The sequence below is a fragment of the Rhizobium leguminosarum genome (assembly GCF_001679785.1).
Classification (GTDB): Bacteria; Pseudomonadota; Alphaproteobacteria; order Rhizobiales; family Rhizobiaceae; genus Rhizobium; species Rhizobium leguminosarum_R.
Genome location: NZ_CP016286.1, coordinates 2,564,546 through 2,578,948, shown reverse-complemented (window position 1 = coordinate 2,578,948; position 14,403 = coordinate 2,564,546). Strand labels below are relative to the sequence as shown.

Below are 14,403 nucleotides of genomic sequence, written 5' to 3'. Positions count from 1 at the left end.
GCTTTGCAGCTGCAATTTCGTTCAAGACCCCGACCGGCTCCTGCTGTTTTCTCGGCGCATCCAACAGGAGACGCTGAATGTCGAGGCAGGTTAAAGGTTATGTTTATCTGGCGCTGGCGATGCTGACGGTCGGAAGCACGGTCGTCGCCAGCAAACTCATCGCTTCGGGTCTGCCGCCGTTCAGCGCCACCGCATTGCGCTTCGCCGTCGCCTTTCCTGTCCTTCTCCTGCTGATGTGGGCGACCAGCGCGCGGCTGCCGACACTCTCCAGGCATGACCGCCTCATCCTCATCATTCAGGCCGGGGCCGGCAGCGTCGGTTATACGACGCTGCTGATCTCCGGCCTCAGCCTGACCTCGGCGGCCGATGCCGGCGTCATCATCGGCACGCTGCCGGTGGTGTCGGCCGCAATCTCCATAATGCTGCTTCGCGAACGGCCGCAGCGTGCCCTGCTTCTGGCCGTGGCGCTTGCGACGGCGGGCGGGCTGTCGATCGCCTTCACGCCGGATGCGGCCGGAGGGGCGCTCTCCGGCAATGCGCTGATCTTCCTGGCCGTCGTCTGCGAGGGGCTGTTCATCCTGCTGAACAAAAGACTGAAGACGGACGTTGCGCCGCTTGCCCTGTCGACGCTGATGGCCGGCATCGGCTTCATCGTTGCCGCCATCCCGGCTGTTTTTGAAGCGCCTTTCGCACATGGTATTTCCACAAGCGCTTTGGGTGCCGTCGTCTATTATGCGCTGGTGCCGACCGTCGGCGGATTTCTGCTGTGGTATGCGGGGGCAGAAAGGGTAAGCGGCACGGAGGCCGCGCTCTTCACCGCGCTGGCGCCGGTTTCCGCCGTCATGCTTGCCTTCATCATCCTTGGCGAGCCGGTCGGGCTCAGCCAGATCGCCGGCATCGGCTGCGTGCTTGCGGCCGTGCTCGGGCTTGCCTTTGCCGGGAGCCGTACCGTGAAACTTGCCGGAGGGAGATAGACCATGCAGTTCAGCCATTCCGACGCCATGTGGCAGGCCTTTCCGGAGCTTCGCGCCGGCGCGCTCCATGCGGGAGGGATCCATGCGGATGCCGATGTCGAGGCGGCGATCGCAAGCTTCAACGCGATCGCCGAGACCCGGCTGGCCAAAGCGCAGGAAGGCGAATTCCCCGAAATCCAGGCCTGGCGGCGCGGCTTTTCCCGTATGGGGCTGAAGCCGACGCAATATCGCTGCGCTTCCGAGGCGCTGCTGCGCCGCTTCCGCCAGGAACATGCGCTGCCGCGCCTGCATCCGCTCATCGATCTCTGCAATGCGATTTCGCTCGCTTTCGCCATCCCGATCGCGGTCTTCGACACTGAAAAGATCGCTGGCGATCTCGAAGTCCGGCGAGCCAAGGGTGACGAGACCTATCTGACTTTCGCCGGCGAAATCGAGCATCCGGAGGCGAACGAGGTGATCTTCGCAGACGCGGAGGGCAGGGCACATGCGCGGCGCTGGACGAACCGGCAGAGCGGGCTTTCGGCGGTGCGTGAGACGACGCGCTCGGTGCTGATCGTTGCCGAGGCCCTGCACGTCTCTGCCGGCGACGACATCGCCCGCCTGATTGAAACAGCTGCTGATGCGCTCGTACGTCACTGGCCGGTGGTGGCGAAAACGGTGATACTCAGTCCGGTGTCACCGCGTTTCGAATTCTGAGGTTGACCCCAGGTGTCGTCAGATCAAAAGGTTCGAGGCCTTGGGCCGGGGGCATGTCCGCCCTATCTCCATGGGACCGATACCTTCCGGAGAAAAACCCCCATGTCAGAAAAAATGTCAAACAAGCCGATCAAGATTCCGGGGCCGGACCATCCGATCACCGTCGAATACAATCCCTCTCGCGTCGTCGTCACGCTTGGCGGCAAGGCGATCGCCGATACTCGTGATGCGCTGACGTTGCGCGAAGCCTCCTATCCGCCGGTGCAGTATATTCCGCGCCGAGATGTGGACATGTCGCTGCTTCAGCGGACCGACCATAGCAGCCATTGCCCCTATAAGGGCGATGCCTCCTATTACAGCATCATTGCGGGCGGCGATCGCTCGAAGAATGCCGTCTGGACCTACGAGGCACCGAATGCCGCGGTCAGCAACATCAAGGACCATCTCGCCTTTTACCCCGACCGTGTCGATGGCATCGAGGAAATGGCCTCTCCGGAAGCTGGCACCTTCTGATGGTGGGCGGAACATGTTGCCCGCCGGATCGTTAGGATCATCTAGCGGGGGATGTGTCGTGCCGAAATTCTACTTTCAGCTCTTCGATCGTGATGGTGCCGGGGCGACCGAGACGGGATATGATTTCGACTCCGTGGAGGCTGCGAAAGCGGAGGCGCGACGTGTTCTTGCGGAGATGGCAGCCGAAGGCTTGCCGACTGCACCATTGAATATGATGTCGGTGGAACTGTTCGATGAAAGCCGGCGGCCGCTGGCGGAAATCCGGCTGATTCTCGAAGAAATTTCGAAATAGCCGCGACCGACGTGCCTGCCTTGCATAGCTGTCGGTCGAGCTGAAGCAATCGAAAGACTATGTCAAATTTAATTGCCGGCCACGAGGGCGGCTCTTAGCGTCGCGTCACGATCGACCGAGTCGGATTGATGCGTAGGAGTGACCGCGGCAGCCACTAAACGGCGGCCGCTATTGTAAGACGTCGAGCCATTCATTGTTGAAGACGAGGCTGGCAACCGTGACCGGATCGCCGCTCTCGTTGCGAACGGTGATCGCGATCGTCATGCGATCACCTGCGGGCAGTTCGTCGCGGGCCACATCCAGCAGGATGCGGGTCAGCTCTTTCGGAATGTCTTCACGAGATTTGAGCTCGGTACCGTGCTCGTCGCGCGTGGGACCTTCGCCGTTGTGTAGATCGAAATAATAGCGAGCCATGTTTTTTCCTGCGGGTCACAGGAGAAATCACAGATGAAGACAATTGTTCCCGAGGCTAGGCATTGATTCTTATAGAAAATACAGGTCGCATCGAAATGATCAGGAACTCTTGCGATATCGGCGGGCAAGCCCGTGATTGAATCCCTGCTGCTGAATCTTGGCAGCCGCGATGTGCTGTCGGCCGAAGAGGAAAGCCATCTCAGAGCGATCATCGTCAAAGACAGGTATTTTGCTGCCGGCGAGGATCTCGTCTCCGAAGGGAGCCGGCCGGGCTACAGCACACTGTTGATCGATGGTTTTGCGGCGCGCTACAAGGTGATGGCGGATGGCAGCCGCCAGATCACCGCACTGCACGTCGGCGGCGACTTCGTCGATCTGCATGCTTTCCCGATCAAGAAGATGGATCACGGCATCGTTGCGCTGTCGTCCTGCCATGTTGCATTCGCCGATCATGCCGATCTCAAGGCGATCACCGAGCGCATGCCGCACCTAACCCGGCTGCTCTGGCTCGACACGCTGGTCGACGGCGCCATCCACCGCGAGTGGATCGTCGCCATGGGCCGGCGCTCCAAGCGCGCCCATATCGCCCATCTCGTCTGCGAACTCTTCGTGCGGCTGCAGGTAGTGAAGCGGACGCGGGGCGCAAGCTTCCAGTTTCCGTTGACGCAGATCGAGATGGCCGACGTTCTCGGCGTCTCGGTCGTCCACCTCAACAAGACCCTGCAGGCGCTGAGGCGCGAGGGCGTGTTCACCTGGGAGAACCGGACGATCACCATCGTCGACTGGGAGCGCCTGCAGGAAATCGCCGAATTCGATCCCGGCTATCTCAGCATCTTCAGGGAGCCGCGCTAAAGGCTGTGCGAGGCGGGCCGAGGCATCGCACAATCCGGTGACGGCGCTTCATTGCGATTGACAATTCGCCCATTCGGGCAGAACACCGCTCCGACCTTGAAAACTCTCATAAAGGCCGGCGCAGCCGCCGGCCGGTGACATCGCAATGGACATATCCCAAGGACCGGGGAGCGCTCTTCGCCACCCCGGCTATCTGAACTTCGCTGCCTCCCGCGTTTTTTCCTCGCTCTCCTTCCAGTCCATTGGCATCGCCATGGGGTGGATGATCTACGACCAGACACATAGTGCCTTTGCGCTCGGCCTCGTTGGCTTGTGCCAGTTTCTGCCGATGGCGATGCTGACCTTCGTCGTCGGCCATGTCGCCGACCGGTTCGACCGGCGGCGCATCGGGCTTGTCTGCCAGTTGATCGAGGCGGTGACGGCGCTGGTGCTGGCGGTTGCCACCTGGCAGCAATGGCTGACACCGGCCGGCATCCTTGCTGCCGTCACGGTGCTCGGCGCCGTCGTCGCCTTCGAGCGGCCGACCATGGCGGCGCTGCTGCCGAACATCGTGCCGGCCTCGATGTTGCAGAAGGCGGTTGCAACCTCGACCTCGATGATGCAGACGGCGCTGATCATCGGCCCCTCGCTCGGCGGCCTGCTTTACGGCCTCCACCCCGTCGCGCCTTTTGCTATATCCGCGCTGCTTTTTGCCGTTGCAAGCTTCAACGTCATCTCGATCCGCATGCAATGGAGCCCTGCCAAACGGGAGCCGGTGACGCTCGCTTCGGTCTTTGCCGGCGTCTCCTTCATCCGCAGCCGGCCTGTCATGCTCGGCACGATCTCGCTCGATCTCTTCGCGGTGCTGCTCGGCGGCGCGACGGCGCTGCTGCCGATGTTCGCCAGCGATATCCTGCATGCCGGTCCCTGGGGCCTCGGTTTTCTCCGCGCGGCCCCGGCGGTCGGCGCGCTCGCCATGTCGATCGTGCTCGCCCGCCGGCCACTGAGCAGTAATGTCGGGCGCAAGATGCTTGCCGCCGTCGCCGTGTTCGGCGTCGCCACCATCGTCTTCTCGCTTTCGACCAATATCGCGCTTTCCGTGGTCGCGCTGTTCGTGGTCGGCGCGTCCGATACGGTGAGCGTCGTCGTGCGCAGCTCGCTGGTGCAACTTCTGACGCCGGATGAGATGCGTGGCCGCGTCAGCGCCGTCAACTCGCTGTTCATCGGCACGTCCAACCAGCTCGGCGAATTCGAATCCGGCATGATGGCGGCAGCCCTCGGCCCCGTCGCCACTGGCGTTGTCGGCGGACTCGGCACGATCGTCGTAGTGCTCCTGTGGATGCGGCTCTTCCCCGAACTTGCCAAGGTCAAGACGCTGCAGGGCTAGCATATGCATGATGCGTTGAAAGCGGCGACCGCTCCCGTTAGGTTCGGCCCGAAACATCATTCGGCGGAGCCGCGCGTGACGACAAATTTTCTATCCTATATGATTGCGGCAGTTTTCACCTCGGTACCGGCCGTGGTCCTGGCCGATTGGCAGGCGGTCGAAGAGGTACGGCCCTATTCGATATCAGGCACGTCGGGGGCCGGGCTCTATGCATCGATCGGCGAGCGTGGGCCGAAGGCCAGTGGCTTCGGCCGGGCGATCGCGCATACGACGTTCAAGCTGACCTGGACCAGGAAATACGAAGCGCAGGGAAATGCCTGCGTTATCGTGACCAACCGGCCTAAGCTCATCATCAGCTATACGCTGCCGAAACCATCTGCTGCGCTGCCGGCCGCCGTGAAGAGCAGCTGGGAGGCCTTCATATCAGGGGTGCAGGCGCATGAGCGGGTGCATGGCGAGACCATCAAGGAGATGGTCAAGGAAATCGAGGCGATGAGCATCGGCCTCACCGTTGACGACGATCCTGATTGCAAGAAGATCAGGATCGAGCTGACCCGCCGGCTCGGCGAGATCTCCCAAAGACAGCGCCAGCGCGGCCGCGACTTCGACAAGATCGAAATGGGTGACGGCGGCAATATCCAGCAGCTCATCCTCAAGCTGGTGAATGGCCCCTGAGGGGGCCGAAGCGGATAACGGGCGACCTTCTCCGGGCGGGGCCTAGCAAGCCTCGGGTTGCGGCTATCAGGCCGCAGCCAAATGCATGGGGCTCACCTTAGGCGCGGGCGCTTCGTCGCTATCAAGCCTCGGTGAGTGTGTTCAGATCGTGGACAAGGGCTATCAGCTGCGGCAGCAACTCTATTCGATACCGCGGCGAGGGCAGCGAAGCGGGCCAAGTGCCTTTTGGGCCAAAATAGACGGCATGCATGCCGGCGTTGTCTGCTCCAAGAATATCGGCCTCGGGATTGTCGCCAACGAAGAGACAGTTGTCGACGGGTAGGTCGAGACGGCCAGCAGCCAGCTCGAAAATTTCCCGTGCCGGTTTACGAAGGCCGATATCTCCTGAAATGACCACCAGGTCGAGCCCTTCGTTCAGTCCCGTCGCCGCGATTTTCGGTCGCTGAACATTGCCTTCGCCATTGCTGACGACGCCGATTAGAACGCCGTATTGCTTCAGCGTGGAAATGGTCTGTTTTGCCCCTGACATGGGAACAGCCATGCCGGGATACACTGCCTCGAAGTCGTGGAAGAGGGCTGCAGCAAGGTCGCCTGGAAGACCGAATGTCTCCGCCAGGCGCGGATAAAGATCGCGCTTTCTAACCAGGCCGGCCTTCTCCAGCTGCAGGAATTCAGCAATGTAGCGCTGTTCGTCGACGCCGTGCTCGCCAAGACGAAATCGCTGGTATTGGAGCGGCAGGAAGGTGAGGACGGTAGCGGTCTTGTCGATGAGGGTCTCGTCAAGATCAAAAAGGACCGCTCTAATCATGGTGTCCCGCCCGATGCTCACTCGAAGGTTTGTTCTGCAAAGCCGGTAAAGCGGAAAACCGGATCGGGGTCAAACCTCACGAATCGAATACGATCGACAGCAGCGCAAATCAGAGATGAAAGGTGGTTGAGCGCTTCGTCCCTGGACCTGCTTGGCCGCCGTCCTATCTCCTCTGCCATAAGAAGGCGCAGACATGCAGAGGAGGAGTGCAATGTCTATGTCGATGGTTTCATCGTGGCGGTTCCGAAGGGGAATATCGAGGCCTACAAGGAATTCTCGACCTTCGCCGGCTCGATCTGGAAGGAATATGGCGCGCTCGAATATGTCGAATGTATCGGCGACGACGTGCCCTATGGGGAGTTGACCTCCTTTCCCCGCGCCGTGCAGGCGAAGGAGGACGAAGTCGTGGTGTTTTCCTGGATCGTCTATGGCTCGCGCCAGGAGCGCGACGATATCAATGCCAAGGTGATGGCCGATCCCAGGCTCAAGGGCGACCAGTGGCAGATGCCGTTCGACGGCAAGCGGATGATCTACGGCGGCTTCGAGACGCTGCTCAGGCTCTGATTGCCCGCGCGAGCTTGACTTGCGCCGAGCAGCGCGCCAACTCGCGAGAGATGTCATCTCGAAGCGGGAGAGCGCCTTGCCCCAGACGATGCTTACCTTGTCCACACGCGGACAGGGCCTTTACGAATTCACCCACCAGGCGGAGACCTTCGTCAGCGCCTCCGGGCGGGAGGAGGGGCTTCTCACGGTCTTCGTGCGCCACACCTCCTGTTCGCTGCTGATCCAGGAAAATGCCGATCCCGATGTGCGGACCGATCTTCTCGCCTTCTTCCGCCGCCTCGTGCCGCCGGCCTCCGATCCTGACATGGGCTGGGTCGTGCACAGAGCCGAGGGGCCGGACGACATGCCGGCGCATATAAAGGCGGCGCTGACCCAGGTCTCGATCGGCATTCCCGTTGCCGATGGGCGGTTGATGCTCGGCACCTGGCAGGGCCTTTATCTTTTCGAACATCGCGACCGGCCGCACCGGCGCGAAATCGTGCTTCATCTCAGCGCGTGAAACCGAATTAATTCCAGATCCGGATGATCATCCGGATCTAAATCGAAGAAGGAGAGCATGATGTCGTCCGAAAACCGCTGACACTTTTCGGCATCATGCTTGTGAATGCAAACTGAATGCCCGGTTCGAACACCATTCATTTTACAACGTTTACTGTCGAGACAATCCCTGAAGGGAGAGCTTAGGTAATACCAATCGACGGAGACACCCCATGACGCATTTCCTGACCAAGGCTTCGCTTGCCGCTCTGCTCGCCCTCTGCACTATTCCGGCCACTGTTTCCACGGCGGCTGCCGCCGGACCGCAGACGAACTTCGTCGTCGAGGCGCAATATCATCGTCCGATCCGCGGCTGCTCGCCGATGCACGCGGTGCGCAAGGCGCGTGATTTCGGCCTGCGGAGAGCCCATATCACCCGCATGTCGCCGCGCGTTGTCGTCGTCGCAGGACGCGACCGCCGCGGCTGGGACAGGATCACCTTCGCGAATGTCCGCGGCTGCCCGCTGATCCGGCGCTGAGGACTGCGGCCGGAGGCGCCGAACCGGCGCTTCCGGTTCGCTTTTGCCTTGACGGTGACACTTTCAGCCGTCTCTTCTCTGACCTGTATGAGTGATTCCCAAATGACGCTTCGGCGCAATGCGGATTAATGGGGAGGGCGGCTTGACCGGCCCGACTTTCAAAGGAAAAGGTTTTTCGATGATGCAGTTTCTGGCAAAGGCGGGTCTTGCCGTCATGCTGACAGCCGGCACCCTGGCCGGTACGGTGGCCCCGGCCGCCGCCCAGTTGAATATCATTATTGGCGAGCCGGACCGTGGTCCGCCGCAGGATTACCGCCGTCCGCCTCCGCCGCGAGGCTACGGCCGCCCGTCGCGCGGCTGCAATCCGCAGCTTGCCGAAAACCTCGCCCGGGATTACGGCTTCCGTCGCGCCCGCGTCGTCGACATCACCCCGCGCCGCGTGATCGTCCAGGGCTGGACGCGTCGCGGCCCCGATGAAATGAGCTTCGGCAATGTGCGCGGTTGCCCCGCCCTGCGCCGCCGCTAATCGTTGGAAGAATACGCCGCCCCGTCTCCCCGAGGCGGCGGCCACAACCGCCTTTGCCAGTCTCCCCGGATCGGCAAGGGCGGTTTTCTTTGTAAGATCTTTCTTACAGCGCCGCGCGTCTGAAAAGACGCGCGGCGCTGTAATGCTTATTGTTCGATGGCGAAGGTCACGGTGACGCTGACATTGTAATTGTTCTCGCCGCCCTGGACGGGAACGGCAGCGTCGGAGGCCTCTTTCATCATCGTGGCGCGATAGGCCGGCTGCGGCATTGCGCGCGGCACATTCTCGTTGATCTCGAGAATGCGGCCGAGCTTGACGCCGGCGGCTTCGCTCAGCGTCTTCGCCCTCTTGACGGCATCGGCGACCGCATTCTTGCGTGCCTCTTCGATCGCTGCGTCCGGCTTGTCGTTGGTGAACTGGATTTCGCCGCCCTGGTTGATGCCGAGGCTGACGGACTGGTCGATCACCGCGCCTAGCTTGGCGAGATCGCGCAGCCTGACAGTGACCGAATTGATGGTCTGGTAGCCGATCAGCTGCGGCTGCTGCTGCTGGCCGTCGACCGGCTGCGGATAGTTGTATTGCGGCTGAATGGAAAAGCCGGAGGTCTGCAGATCGCGCTCGGCAATACCGCCGCTCTTCAGCGCGGCAAGCACGTCGTTCATCGCCTTGTTATTCTCGTCGAGCGCTTCGCGGGCGGTTTTCGCCTGTTTGACGACGGCGAGATTGACGACGGCCATATCGGGAGCGATGGACGATTCGCCATCGCCGGTCACCGAAATCACCGGCTCGCGCGGCTTTGCCTCCTGCGCGAACACGGGCGCGGCGAGCGGCAGCGCCAGAAGGGCGGTCATCAGGACAGTTCTGGTATAGATCGGCGCCATGTTTTCATTCCTTGGTTGTCGTTTCCCGGAACAGCTTTCTGTCGGTTGATTGTGAAGCTATTACGGCGGAAAAGACAGGCGCATGCGTAGCGAGAAAAAAATCTAAGGGGCGCACGCGTTGGAGCTGAAACCGGAGGACGTCGGCCGACCTTAAAAGCCGAAACGGCTGGAACGGAACCGACGGCTCGCTATCATATGGCGACCATCAACGACGAGGAAGCAATGTTCGAAACGCTCGATCCCGTCCCGTCCGAGATCGCCACCGCGATTTCCGATGGCCTGAACGCCTTCAACGAAAGCGCTGAGATCAGACGCGGGGCCTTCGCCATCGTCTGGCGGGAAAACGAAAGGCTTATCGCCGGAATAACGGCGTCCGTTTCCTTCTCGGTTCTCTTCATCGGCAATCTGTGGGTCGAAAAATCGCTGCGCCTGAGCGGCATCGGCAGAAAGCTGATGGCGGCGGCGGAAGAAGAAGGGCGACGCCGCGCCGCCGTCACGGCCTGTGTCGACACACTCTCGACCCAGGCCCCGGACTTTTACCCGAGGCTCGGATATGTCGAATTCGGCAGGATCAGCGGACATGCCGGAGGCCGGCCCGTTGACCGGATCTGGTTCCGGAAGGAATTTTCCGCCGCAACTTGATCAGAAGCCGCTGGCGGCTTCCCATCAGATATCAACTGGAATGACATTGGAGGACGTAATCGCAGGAGCAGACGAGTCTGTTGCCTCGCCAATCGTCCGACTAGGCGCCGAAATCGTCCATGAAGGATGGATGGATAGCGGGCTTGCGCTCTTCGCGTGCGTTCCGAATACGCTGAGGAACCGCACCGAGACCAGCGACGAAGCGGGTCAGGAGATTGCGGTTGAAAAGTTTATGTATGGCACTCATGGCAGTTCACTCATTCTTTTTTTTGTTAGCCGGCAGCATATATTTTGCCCAGGCTGCCATAACAATGGGCAATTTTGCATGACAGTTATGTGACGGTGCATGGCTTGAGGGTGGCTGGCCTAAAAGGTGATCACATTGGCGTTAGAAACGCTCGTCGAGGGCGGTCGGCTGCTATAAATCCTCGTCGGTATTCGCCGTGGATGGTAGATTGCCCGCTTGGGGTAAAACCATACCCCTCCGAAGGAGAAGCTCAGATGAACCGATTTTTCGCATTTATCGCGACCGGAACGCTGATCAGCCTTGCCACGATCATTTCGGGCTGCACATCGTCCGGGAGCGTCGACCAGACGTCGTCGATCGGCGGCGGTTATTATGAGCGTCAGCCGCTTAACCCGGCATGTGGGGGTGGGTTCAGGCCGAGCGATGGGCGTTCTTGTAGCTATTAGGAATGGGCGCCGATCGGGCATGATGCCGTGCTAATAGCTGCACGGACGATCAGGAAACGCCCGCCGCCGAGATAGTCGGTTACCCGTTTGGGCCGTGCCGCAGTTAACATCACCACCTTGAACTCCTGCTTGGGGTCCAAGGTCATCATTCAGTGAAGCCCTTGCAGTCTGTTTCGCCGCTCTGCCAGCAGTTCATTTTGAACCAAATTCCTGGCATTGTCCGAAAGACCATTCGGCCCGAGCAGACCAAGTTCGGTAAACCGCGCTTCAATTTCCTTAGGAATGCTATCCGCTTCGTGTTGGCAAAGGCGCACAAGCCACTTCCATTCGTCGCTAGTCATATCCCTGTGCACGACCATGAATTGCTACTCCTCCCGAGAACAATGACATCCATCAATAAGTACCACAACTTCCATCGAAAGGCAGGTGGCTCGACGATCAGGCTGCTCATACGCGTATCAATCCGCAAAGCGCTGCACGAACGAGAAGTTTCCGATCATTCTCGGTAAGTCTCTACCAGTCGTTTGCGAACCGTGGCGCATACTCCTTGTTGCAGTCTCACCCGACGATCACATGCGCTGTCGACCCGATCAGGATGATCTCGAGTGCTCCTGCTTTGCAAAGAAACGAGTACACCCTTTGTAGACCACCCCTTGGCGACAGGAGTTGAAAATCGCAGAGAGATTTGTACTCGTTGATCGTTCTGTTGAGACAGAGCCTAGGGCCTGTCTCACTCAGACAAGGCCGAGAAACAATTCACCACCCACCAGTCAGCAAGCGTGCTTGCGGTCTTAATGCGATGCAAATCTCGATAGACGTACCCTTTCGCCCATTGTTGAAAGGGGCGGCCAAACGCGATAGCAATATATACAGGTGGCGGGGATCAGAATGACGAAAAAATCTGAGTGGGCAAGCTTCGAAGATCAAGTGCGCGGCGTAGCGGGACACATCTGGGGAAGACCATGCAAACCGAACAGGGTCGGTGGGGTTAATCTTGATGGTGTCGTTGTATTAAGCAATGAAATACATGTATTTATCGAGATAACCGAGGATAGAACGCTCGGAAAGGTACGCACAGATGTACAGAAATTGCAAACCGCCAGAAGTTCTGCATTCATAGCAGGCGTCATGGCGCGTTGTTTCTGCGTCATAAACGGACCCGTGACCACCGCAATGAAGGAAGCGGGCGCTCCACACCACGTCAATGTGCTTTCGTACACCGAGTACAGCAAACTCTTTTTCGATTTCGATCAGTATTCAGTGGCGCGAAGTGCAGCACCGTTTGGCAGCGCTATCCATCCTCTTACCGGTGAGACCGACGATACGAAGTACGTGCCAGTGAGGTACACGGTCGATGGCAGGAGAGGCGACATCTCCTCTTCGGACGTGGCTGATTTCCTTCGGCAGGGCCGAGACATCATTTTGCTTGGTGAATACGGCAGCGGTAAAAGTCGTTGCTTACGGGAAGTCTTTCGGCAGCTCACCGCCTCTGCGGAAAAAGACTTTTGCTACCCTGTAGCAATCGACCTGCGGAAATCGTGGGGATTGCGGCAAAGTGGTGAGTTGATAAGGAGGCACTTCAACGATCTTGGGCTTGACGATCTAGAGGCGAGCGCAATTCGTGCATTCCGAGCACGGTCACTTGTCATGCTGGTGGACGGGTTCGACGAAATTGGTTCGCAAGCGTGGAGCAACGACCTTGGTAAGCTTAGGGCGATCCGCGCCAAATCCCTCGAAGGCGTGAAAGACCTGGTCAAAAATAATGGCGGCGGGACCTTAGTTGCTGGAAGAGAACATTATTTTGCTACCAACGAGGAGATGTATAGCTCGCTTGGAATGGACGCTCGGGAGACAATAATTATTCGTTCAAAGAACGAATTTAGCGATAGCGAACTTCTAGAGTACTTCCAGAACAGAGACCTAGACGTAGACATACCATCATGGCTTCCGCGCCGCCCCTTGATTTGCCAAACAATTGGTGAACTGGCATCGGACGATTTCGATGCGATGTTTGGCGAAGAAGGCAATGAGATAGCTTTCTGGAACCACTTTATTAAGGTATTATGCCAAAGAGATGCTAATATTCACATCTCGTTTGACACCGAGACCATCTTCAAGATTTTCGTACAACTTGCGCGTCTGACCCGCGCTAGGGCGTCAAATGTTGGACCTTTGAGTTTGCCGGATTTGCAGACTGCCTTTGAGGCTGTAACTGGTACTGCTCCCGTTGAAGAGGCGTCAATTCTTCTCCAACGTCTTCCAAGTCTCGGGAGGGTCGGTCAAGAGACGGCTGATCTCCAATTTGTCGACGTGTACATCCTGGATGGGCTTCGAGCTAAGGACGTGGCGTCGATTGCCCACGCTGATGAAATTGAATTTGGGAAGGTGTCCGGTCAAAAGTGGCTTAATCCGCTCGGCGATTTGGGGCAAAGGGTACTCGCAAACGAAAATTCGCTGTCGGAAAGAACTAAACTCAATCTCCTAGCCCGCGCCGAGGCTGGCGGTAATATGGTGCTTGCGAGCGACGTGTTCGCCGCCCTTCTCCGAGAGAACACTAAAGCGATTGATTTTGAAGGCATTGAACTGAAAGGAGCGGAGTTTCTTTACCTTCCACTAGATGAGCGTGAGTTTTCGAATTTTACTTTACGACAAAGCTATTTTGGTGAGCTTGCGTTACCTGCTAAAATGAACAGCGGCGCTCGGCTGATTGACTGTGTAACGCCCAAAGTCACTGGCATTTCATCTCCCGCCGCGCTCCCAAATTGGATAACTGATTTAGATGCAGAAGCATTTGATAGCGTTGCCAACGTCGCTAAAATCCGAAAGATTGGCCTCAACCCAGCACAGGAAATCTTGGTAACAGTAGTCCGAAAAACATTCTTTCAAAAGGGGGCCGGTCGAAAAGAAGAAGCTTTGTTGAGAGGGCTCGGAAAGGTAGCAGCGAAAAGCCTGTCTACGCGTATACTCAATCTGATGCTGAAGGAAGGTTTGCTAACGAGTTTTAAGGGAGACGAAGGTCCAGTTTACAGCCCTGTTAGAAGTAATACTGCGAGGATGCAGAAATTGCTCGATGAATTGGGGTCAAGCACAGACCCCCTGTGGGTTCAGGTATCGGTTATGTAAGTCATTACTCGTCGGCATGAGGCTCGGCTGCTTCTCAACCAAAGGCGACGGTACTTAATCACTCTTGGGCGAGGGTATTTGAAGCGCCGGACATTCAATCGCTTGATGATCGACGCACCCGGTAAGGGAACTACGACCCCACTGAACGGTGAGTATTGATCGCGCCTCTGGAATGCTCACCCAGCGCTTATGGCGTGCAATGAGCTTGTGCACGAACCTGTGGCATCCGGCACATAGTAAGACCATGTCTGCCACGCGGGTGGAAACGTCTCGCACGGCATCCGCCAGTGGTACAATGTGATGCGCGTCAAAGAAACTCTCGCGCAGCGCTCTATCTAATTGGGGCGGAGAAAATTCGCAAATCTGGC

20 protein-coding genes are annotated in these 14,403 nt (G+C 58.6%); 14 read left to right on the top strand and 6 right to left on the bottom strand.

All coding sequences use genetic code 11. From position 1 onward, the window contains the following. The first annotated feature begins 77 nt into the window (after positions 1 to 77). From BA011_RS12925 to BA011_RS12910, 4 genes are all read left to right on the top strand, one after another. The gene (locus BA011_RS12925) at positions 78 to 974 is read left to right on the top strand and encodes a DMT family transporter (protein ID WP_065280763.1); all 897 of its coding nucleotides are present in this window, start codon (positions 78 to 80) and stop codon (positions 972 to 974) included. A gap of 3 nt (positions 975 to 977) precedes the next feature. Continuing rightward, complete coding sequence (locus BA011_RS12920; RefSeq protein WP_065280762.1) at positions 978 to 1,670, top strand: B3/4 domain-containing protein; 693 nt, start codon at positions 978 to 980, stop codon at positions 1,668 to 1,670. 114 nt (positions 1,671 to 1,784) lie between these two features. Further along, positions 1,785 to 2,183: a DUF427 domain-containing protein gene (locus tag BA011_RS12915; RefSeq protein WP_065282524.1), complete on the top strand. Its 399-nt coding sequence runs from the start codon at positions 1,785 to 1,787 to the stop codon at positions 2,181 to 2,183. 58 nt (positions 2,184 to 2,241) lie between these two features. Then, positions 2,242 to 2,475 carry a DUF6894 family protein gene (locus tag BA011_RS12910; RefSeq protein ID WP_065280761.1) on the top strand — a complete coding sequence of 78 codons (234 nt, stop codon included), beginning with the start codon at positions 2,242 to 2,244 and terminating at the stop codon, positions 2,473 to 2,475. A gap of 168 nt (positions 2,476 to 2,643) precedes the next feature. On the opposite strand, the gene BA011_RS12905 is transcribed toward BA011_RS12910, so the two are convergent. Beyond that, the gene (locus BA011_RS12905; RefSeq protein WP_029873351.1) at positions 2,644 to 2,889 is read right to left on the bottom strand and encodes a DUF6894 family protein; all 246 of its coding nucleotides are present in this window, start codon (positions 2,887 to 2,889) and stop codon (positions 2,644 to 2,646) included. Positions 2,890 to 3,021: 132 nt separating this feature from the next. On the opposite strand from BA011_RS12905, the gene BA011_RS12900 reads away from it, so the two are divergent. The 3 genes from BA011_RS12900 to BA011_RS12890 all read left to right on the top strand — a co-directional run bounded on the left by BA011_RS12900 (position 3,022) and on the right by BA011_RS12890 (position 5,782). Beyond that, entirely contained in the window at positions 3,022 to 3,741 is a 720-nt protein-coding gene (locus tag BA011_RS12900; protein ID WP_029873352.1) for a Crp/Fnr family transcriptional regulator, read from the top strand. Between the two features lie 145 nt (positions 3,742 to 3,886). Further along, positions 3,887 to 5,107, top strand: a complete 1,221-nt coding sequence (locus tag BA011_RS12895; protein ID WP_065280760.1) for an MFS transporter — start codon at positions 3,887 to 3,889, stop codon at positions 5,105 to 5,107. Between the two features lie 3 nt (positions 5,108 to 5,110). Further along, entirely contained in the window at positions 5,111 to 5,782 is a 672-nt protein-coding gene (locus BA011_RS12890; protein ID WP_065280759.1) for a DUF922 domain-containing Zn-dependent protease, read from the top strand. 121 nt (positions 5,783 to 5,903) lie between these two features. Here the strand turns inward: BA011_RS12890 and BA011_RS12885 are convergent, their stop codons facing one another. Beyond that, entirely contained in the window at positions 5,904 to 6,590 is a 687-nt protein-coding gene (locus tag BA011_RS12885; RefSeq protein ID WP_065280758.1) for an HAD family hydrolase, read from the bottom strand. A 177-nt stretch (positions 6,591 to 6,767) separates the two neighbouring features. Between BA011_RS12885 and BA011_RS12880 the strand changes: the two genes are divergently transcribed. From BA011_RS12880 to BA011_RS12865, 4 genes are all read left to right on the top strand, one after another. Next, the gene (locus BA011_RS12880; RefSeq protein ID WP_065282523.1) at positions 6,768 to 7,154 is read left to right on the top strand and encodes a DUF1428 domain-containing protein; all 387 of its coding nucleotides are present in this window, start codon (positions 6,768 to 6,770) and stop codon (positions 7,152 to 7,154) included. A 76-nt stretch (positions 7,155 to 7,230) separates the two neighbouring features. Continuing rightward, positions 7,231 to 7,653: a secondary thiamine-phosphate synthase enzyme YjbQ gene (locus BA011_RS12875; RefSeq protein ID WP_065280757.1), complete on the top strand. Its 423-nt coding sequence runs from the start codon at positions 7,231 to 7,233 to the stop codon at positions 7,651 to 7,653. Between the two features lie 211 nt (positions 7,654 to 7,864). Further along, the gene (locus tag BA011_RS12870) at positions 7,865 to 8,170 is read left to right on the top strand and encodes a hypothetical protein (RefSeq protein WP_003541573.1); all 306 of its coding nucleotides are present in this window, start codon (positions 7,865 to 7,867) and stop codon (positions 8,168 to 8,170) included. A 178-nt stretch (positions 8,171 to 8,348) separates the two neighbouring features. Further along, positions 8,349 to 8,696: a hypothetical protein gene (locus BA011_RS12865; RefSeq protein ID WP_065282522.1), complete on the top strand. Its 348-nt coding sequence runs from the start codon at positions 8,349 to 8,351 to the stop codon at positions 8,694 to 8,696. A gap of 146 nt (positions 8,697 to 8,842) precedes the next feature. Here BA011_RS12865 and BA011_RS12860 read toward each other — a convergent pair whose 3' ends face one another. Beyond that, positions 8,843 to 9,577: an SIMPL domain-containing protein gene (locus BA011_RS12860; protein ID WP_065280756.1), complete on the bottom strand. Its 735-nt coding sequence runs from the start codon at positions 9,575 to 9,577 to the stop codon at positions 8,843 to 8,845. A gap of 195 nt (positions 9,578 to 9,772) precedes the next feature. Between BA011_RS12860 and BA011_RS12855 the strand changes: the two genes are divergently transcribed. Further along, positions 9,773 to 10,219 (top strand): GNAT family N-acetyltransferase, encoded by a 447-nt coding sequence (locus tag BA011_RS12855; RefSeq protein WP_065280755.1) that lies wholly within the window; start codon positions 9,773 to 9,775, stop codon positions 10,217 to 10,219. 100 nt (positions 10,220 to 10,319) lie between these two features. On the opposite strand, the gene BA011_RS44285 is transcribed toward BA011_RS12855, so the two are convergent. Next, positions 10,320 to 10,466, bottom strand: coding sequence for a hypothetical protein (locus tag BA011_RS44285; protein ID WP_171598428.1), 147 nt, complete (start codon positions 10,464 to 10,466; stop codon positions 10,320 to 10,322). Between the two features lie 254 nt (positions 10,467 to 10,720). On the opposite strand from BA011_RS44285, the gene BA011_RS12850 reads away from it, so the two are divergent. Continuing rightward, positions 10,721 to 10,912, top strand: coding sequence for a hypothetical protein (locus BA011_RS12850; RefSeq protein ID WP_020050966.1), 192 nt, complete (start codon positions 10,721 to 10,723; stop codon positions 10,910 to 10,912). On the opposite strand, the gene BA011_RS44280 is transcribed toward BA011_RS12850, so the two are convergent. Next, on the bottom strand, positions 10,909 to 11,061 hold the full coding sequence (locus BA011_RS44280) for a hypothetical protein (RefSeq protein WP_186806431.1): 153 nt from the start codon (positions 11,059 to 11,061) through the stop codon (positions 10,909 to 10,911). The two genes, BA011_RS12850 and BA011_RS44280, sit on opposite strands and share 4 nt — an antisense overlap. Next, positions 11,062 to 11,271: a hypothetical protein gene (locus BA011_RS12845; RefSeq protein ID WP_012558428.1), complete on the bottom strand. Its 210-nt coding sequence runs from the start codon at positions 11,269 to 11,271 to the stop codon at positions 11,062 to 11,064. It abuts the gene before it with no gap. A 529-nt stretch (positions 11,272 to 11,800) separates the two neighbouring features. Here BA011_RS12845 and BA011_RS12840 point away from each other — a divergent pair. Further along, on the top strand, positions 11,801 to 14,035 hold the full coding sequence (locus BA011_RS12840) for an NACHT domain-containing protein (protein WP_151343465.1): 2,235 nt from the start codon (positions 11,801 to 11,803) through the stop codon (positions 14,033 to 14,035). Positions 14,036 to 14,403 lie beyond the last annotated feature (368 nt).

Bases quoted from the DNA above. Each gene is read 5' to 3' on its own strand.
- BA011_RS12925 (WP_065280763.1), top strand. From the start codon at position 78: ATGTCGAGGCAGGTTAAAGGTTATGTTTATCTGGCGCTGGCGATGCTG.
- BA011_RS12920 (WP_065280762.1), top strand. From the start codon at position 978: ATGCAGTTCAGCCATTCCGACGCCATGTGGCAGGCCTTTCCGGAGCTT.
- BA011_RS12915 (WP_065282524.1), top strand. From the start codon at position 1,785: ATGTCAAACAAGCCGATCAAGATTCCGGGGCCGGACCATCCGATCACC.
- BA011_RS12905 (WP_029873351.1), bottom strand. From the start codon at position 2,889: ATGGCTCGCTATTATTTCGATCTACACAACGGCGAAGGTCCCACGCGC.
- BA011_RS12895 (WP_065280760.1), top strand. From the start codon at position 3,887: ATGGACATATCCCAAGGACCGGGGAGCGCTCTTCGCCACCCCGGCTAT.
- BA011_RS12890 (WP_065280759.1), top strand. From the start codon at position 5,111: ATGCATGATGCGTTGAAAGCGGCGACCGCTCCCGTTAGGTTCGGCCCG.
- BA011_RS12885 (WP_065280758.1), bottom strand. From the start codon at position 6,590: ATGATTAGAGCGGTCCTTTTTGATCTTGACGAGACCCTCATCGACAAG.
- BA011_RS12870 (WP_003541573.1), top strand. From the start codon at position 7,865: ATGACGCATTTCCTGACCAAGGCTTCGCTTGCCGCTCTGCTCGCCCTC.
- BA011_RS12865 (WP_065282522.1), top strand. From the start codon at position 8,349: ATGATGCAGTTTCTGGCAAAGGCGGGTCTTGCCGTCATGCTGACAGCC.
- BA011_RS12860 (WP_065280756.1), bottom strand. From the start codon at position 9,577: ATGGCGCCGATCTATACCAGAACTGTCCTGATGACCGCCCTTCTGGCG.
- BA011_RS12855 (WP_065280755.1), top strand. From the start codon at position 9,773: ATGGCGACCATCAACGACGAGGAAGCAATGTTCGAAACGCTCGATCCC.
- BA011_RS44285 (WP_171598428.1), bottom strand. From the start codon at position 10,466: ATGAGTGCCATACATAAACTTTTCAACCGCAATCTCCTGACCCGCTTC.
- BA011_RS12850 (WP_020050966.1), top strand. From the start codon at position 10,721: ATGAACCGATTTTTCGCATTTATCGCGACCGGAACGCTGATCAGCCTT.
- BA011_RS44280 (WP_186806431.1), bottom strand. From the start codon at position 11,061: ATGATGACCTTGGACCCCAAGCAGGAGTTCAAGGTGGTGATGTTAACT.
- BA011_RS12845 (WP_012558428.1), bottom strand. From the start codon at position 11,271: ATGGTCGTGCACAGGGATATGACTAGCGACGAATGGAAGTGGCTTGTG.
- BA011_RS12840 (WP_151343465.1), top strand. From the start codon at position 11,801: ATGACGAAAAAATCTGAGTGGGCAAGCTTCGAAGATCAAGTGCGCGGC.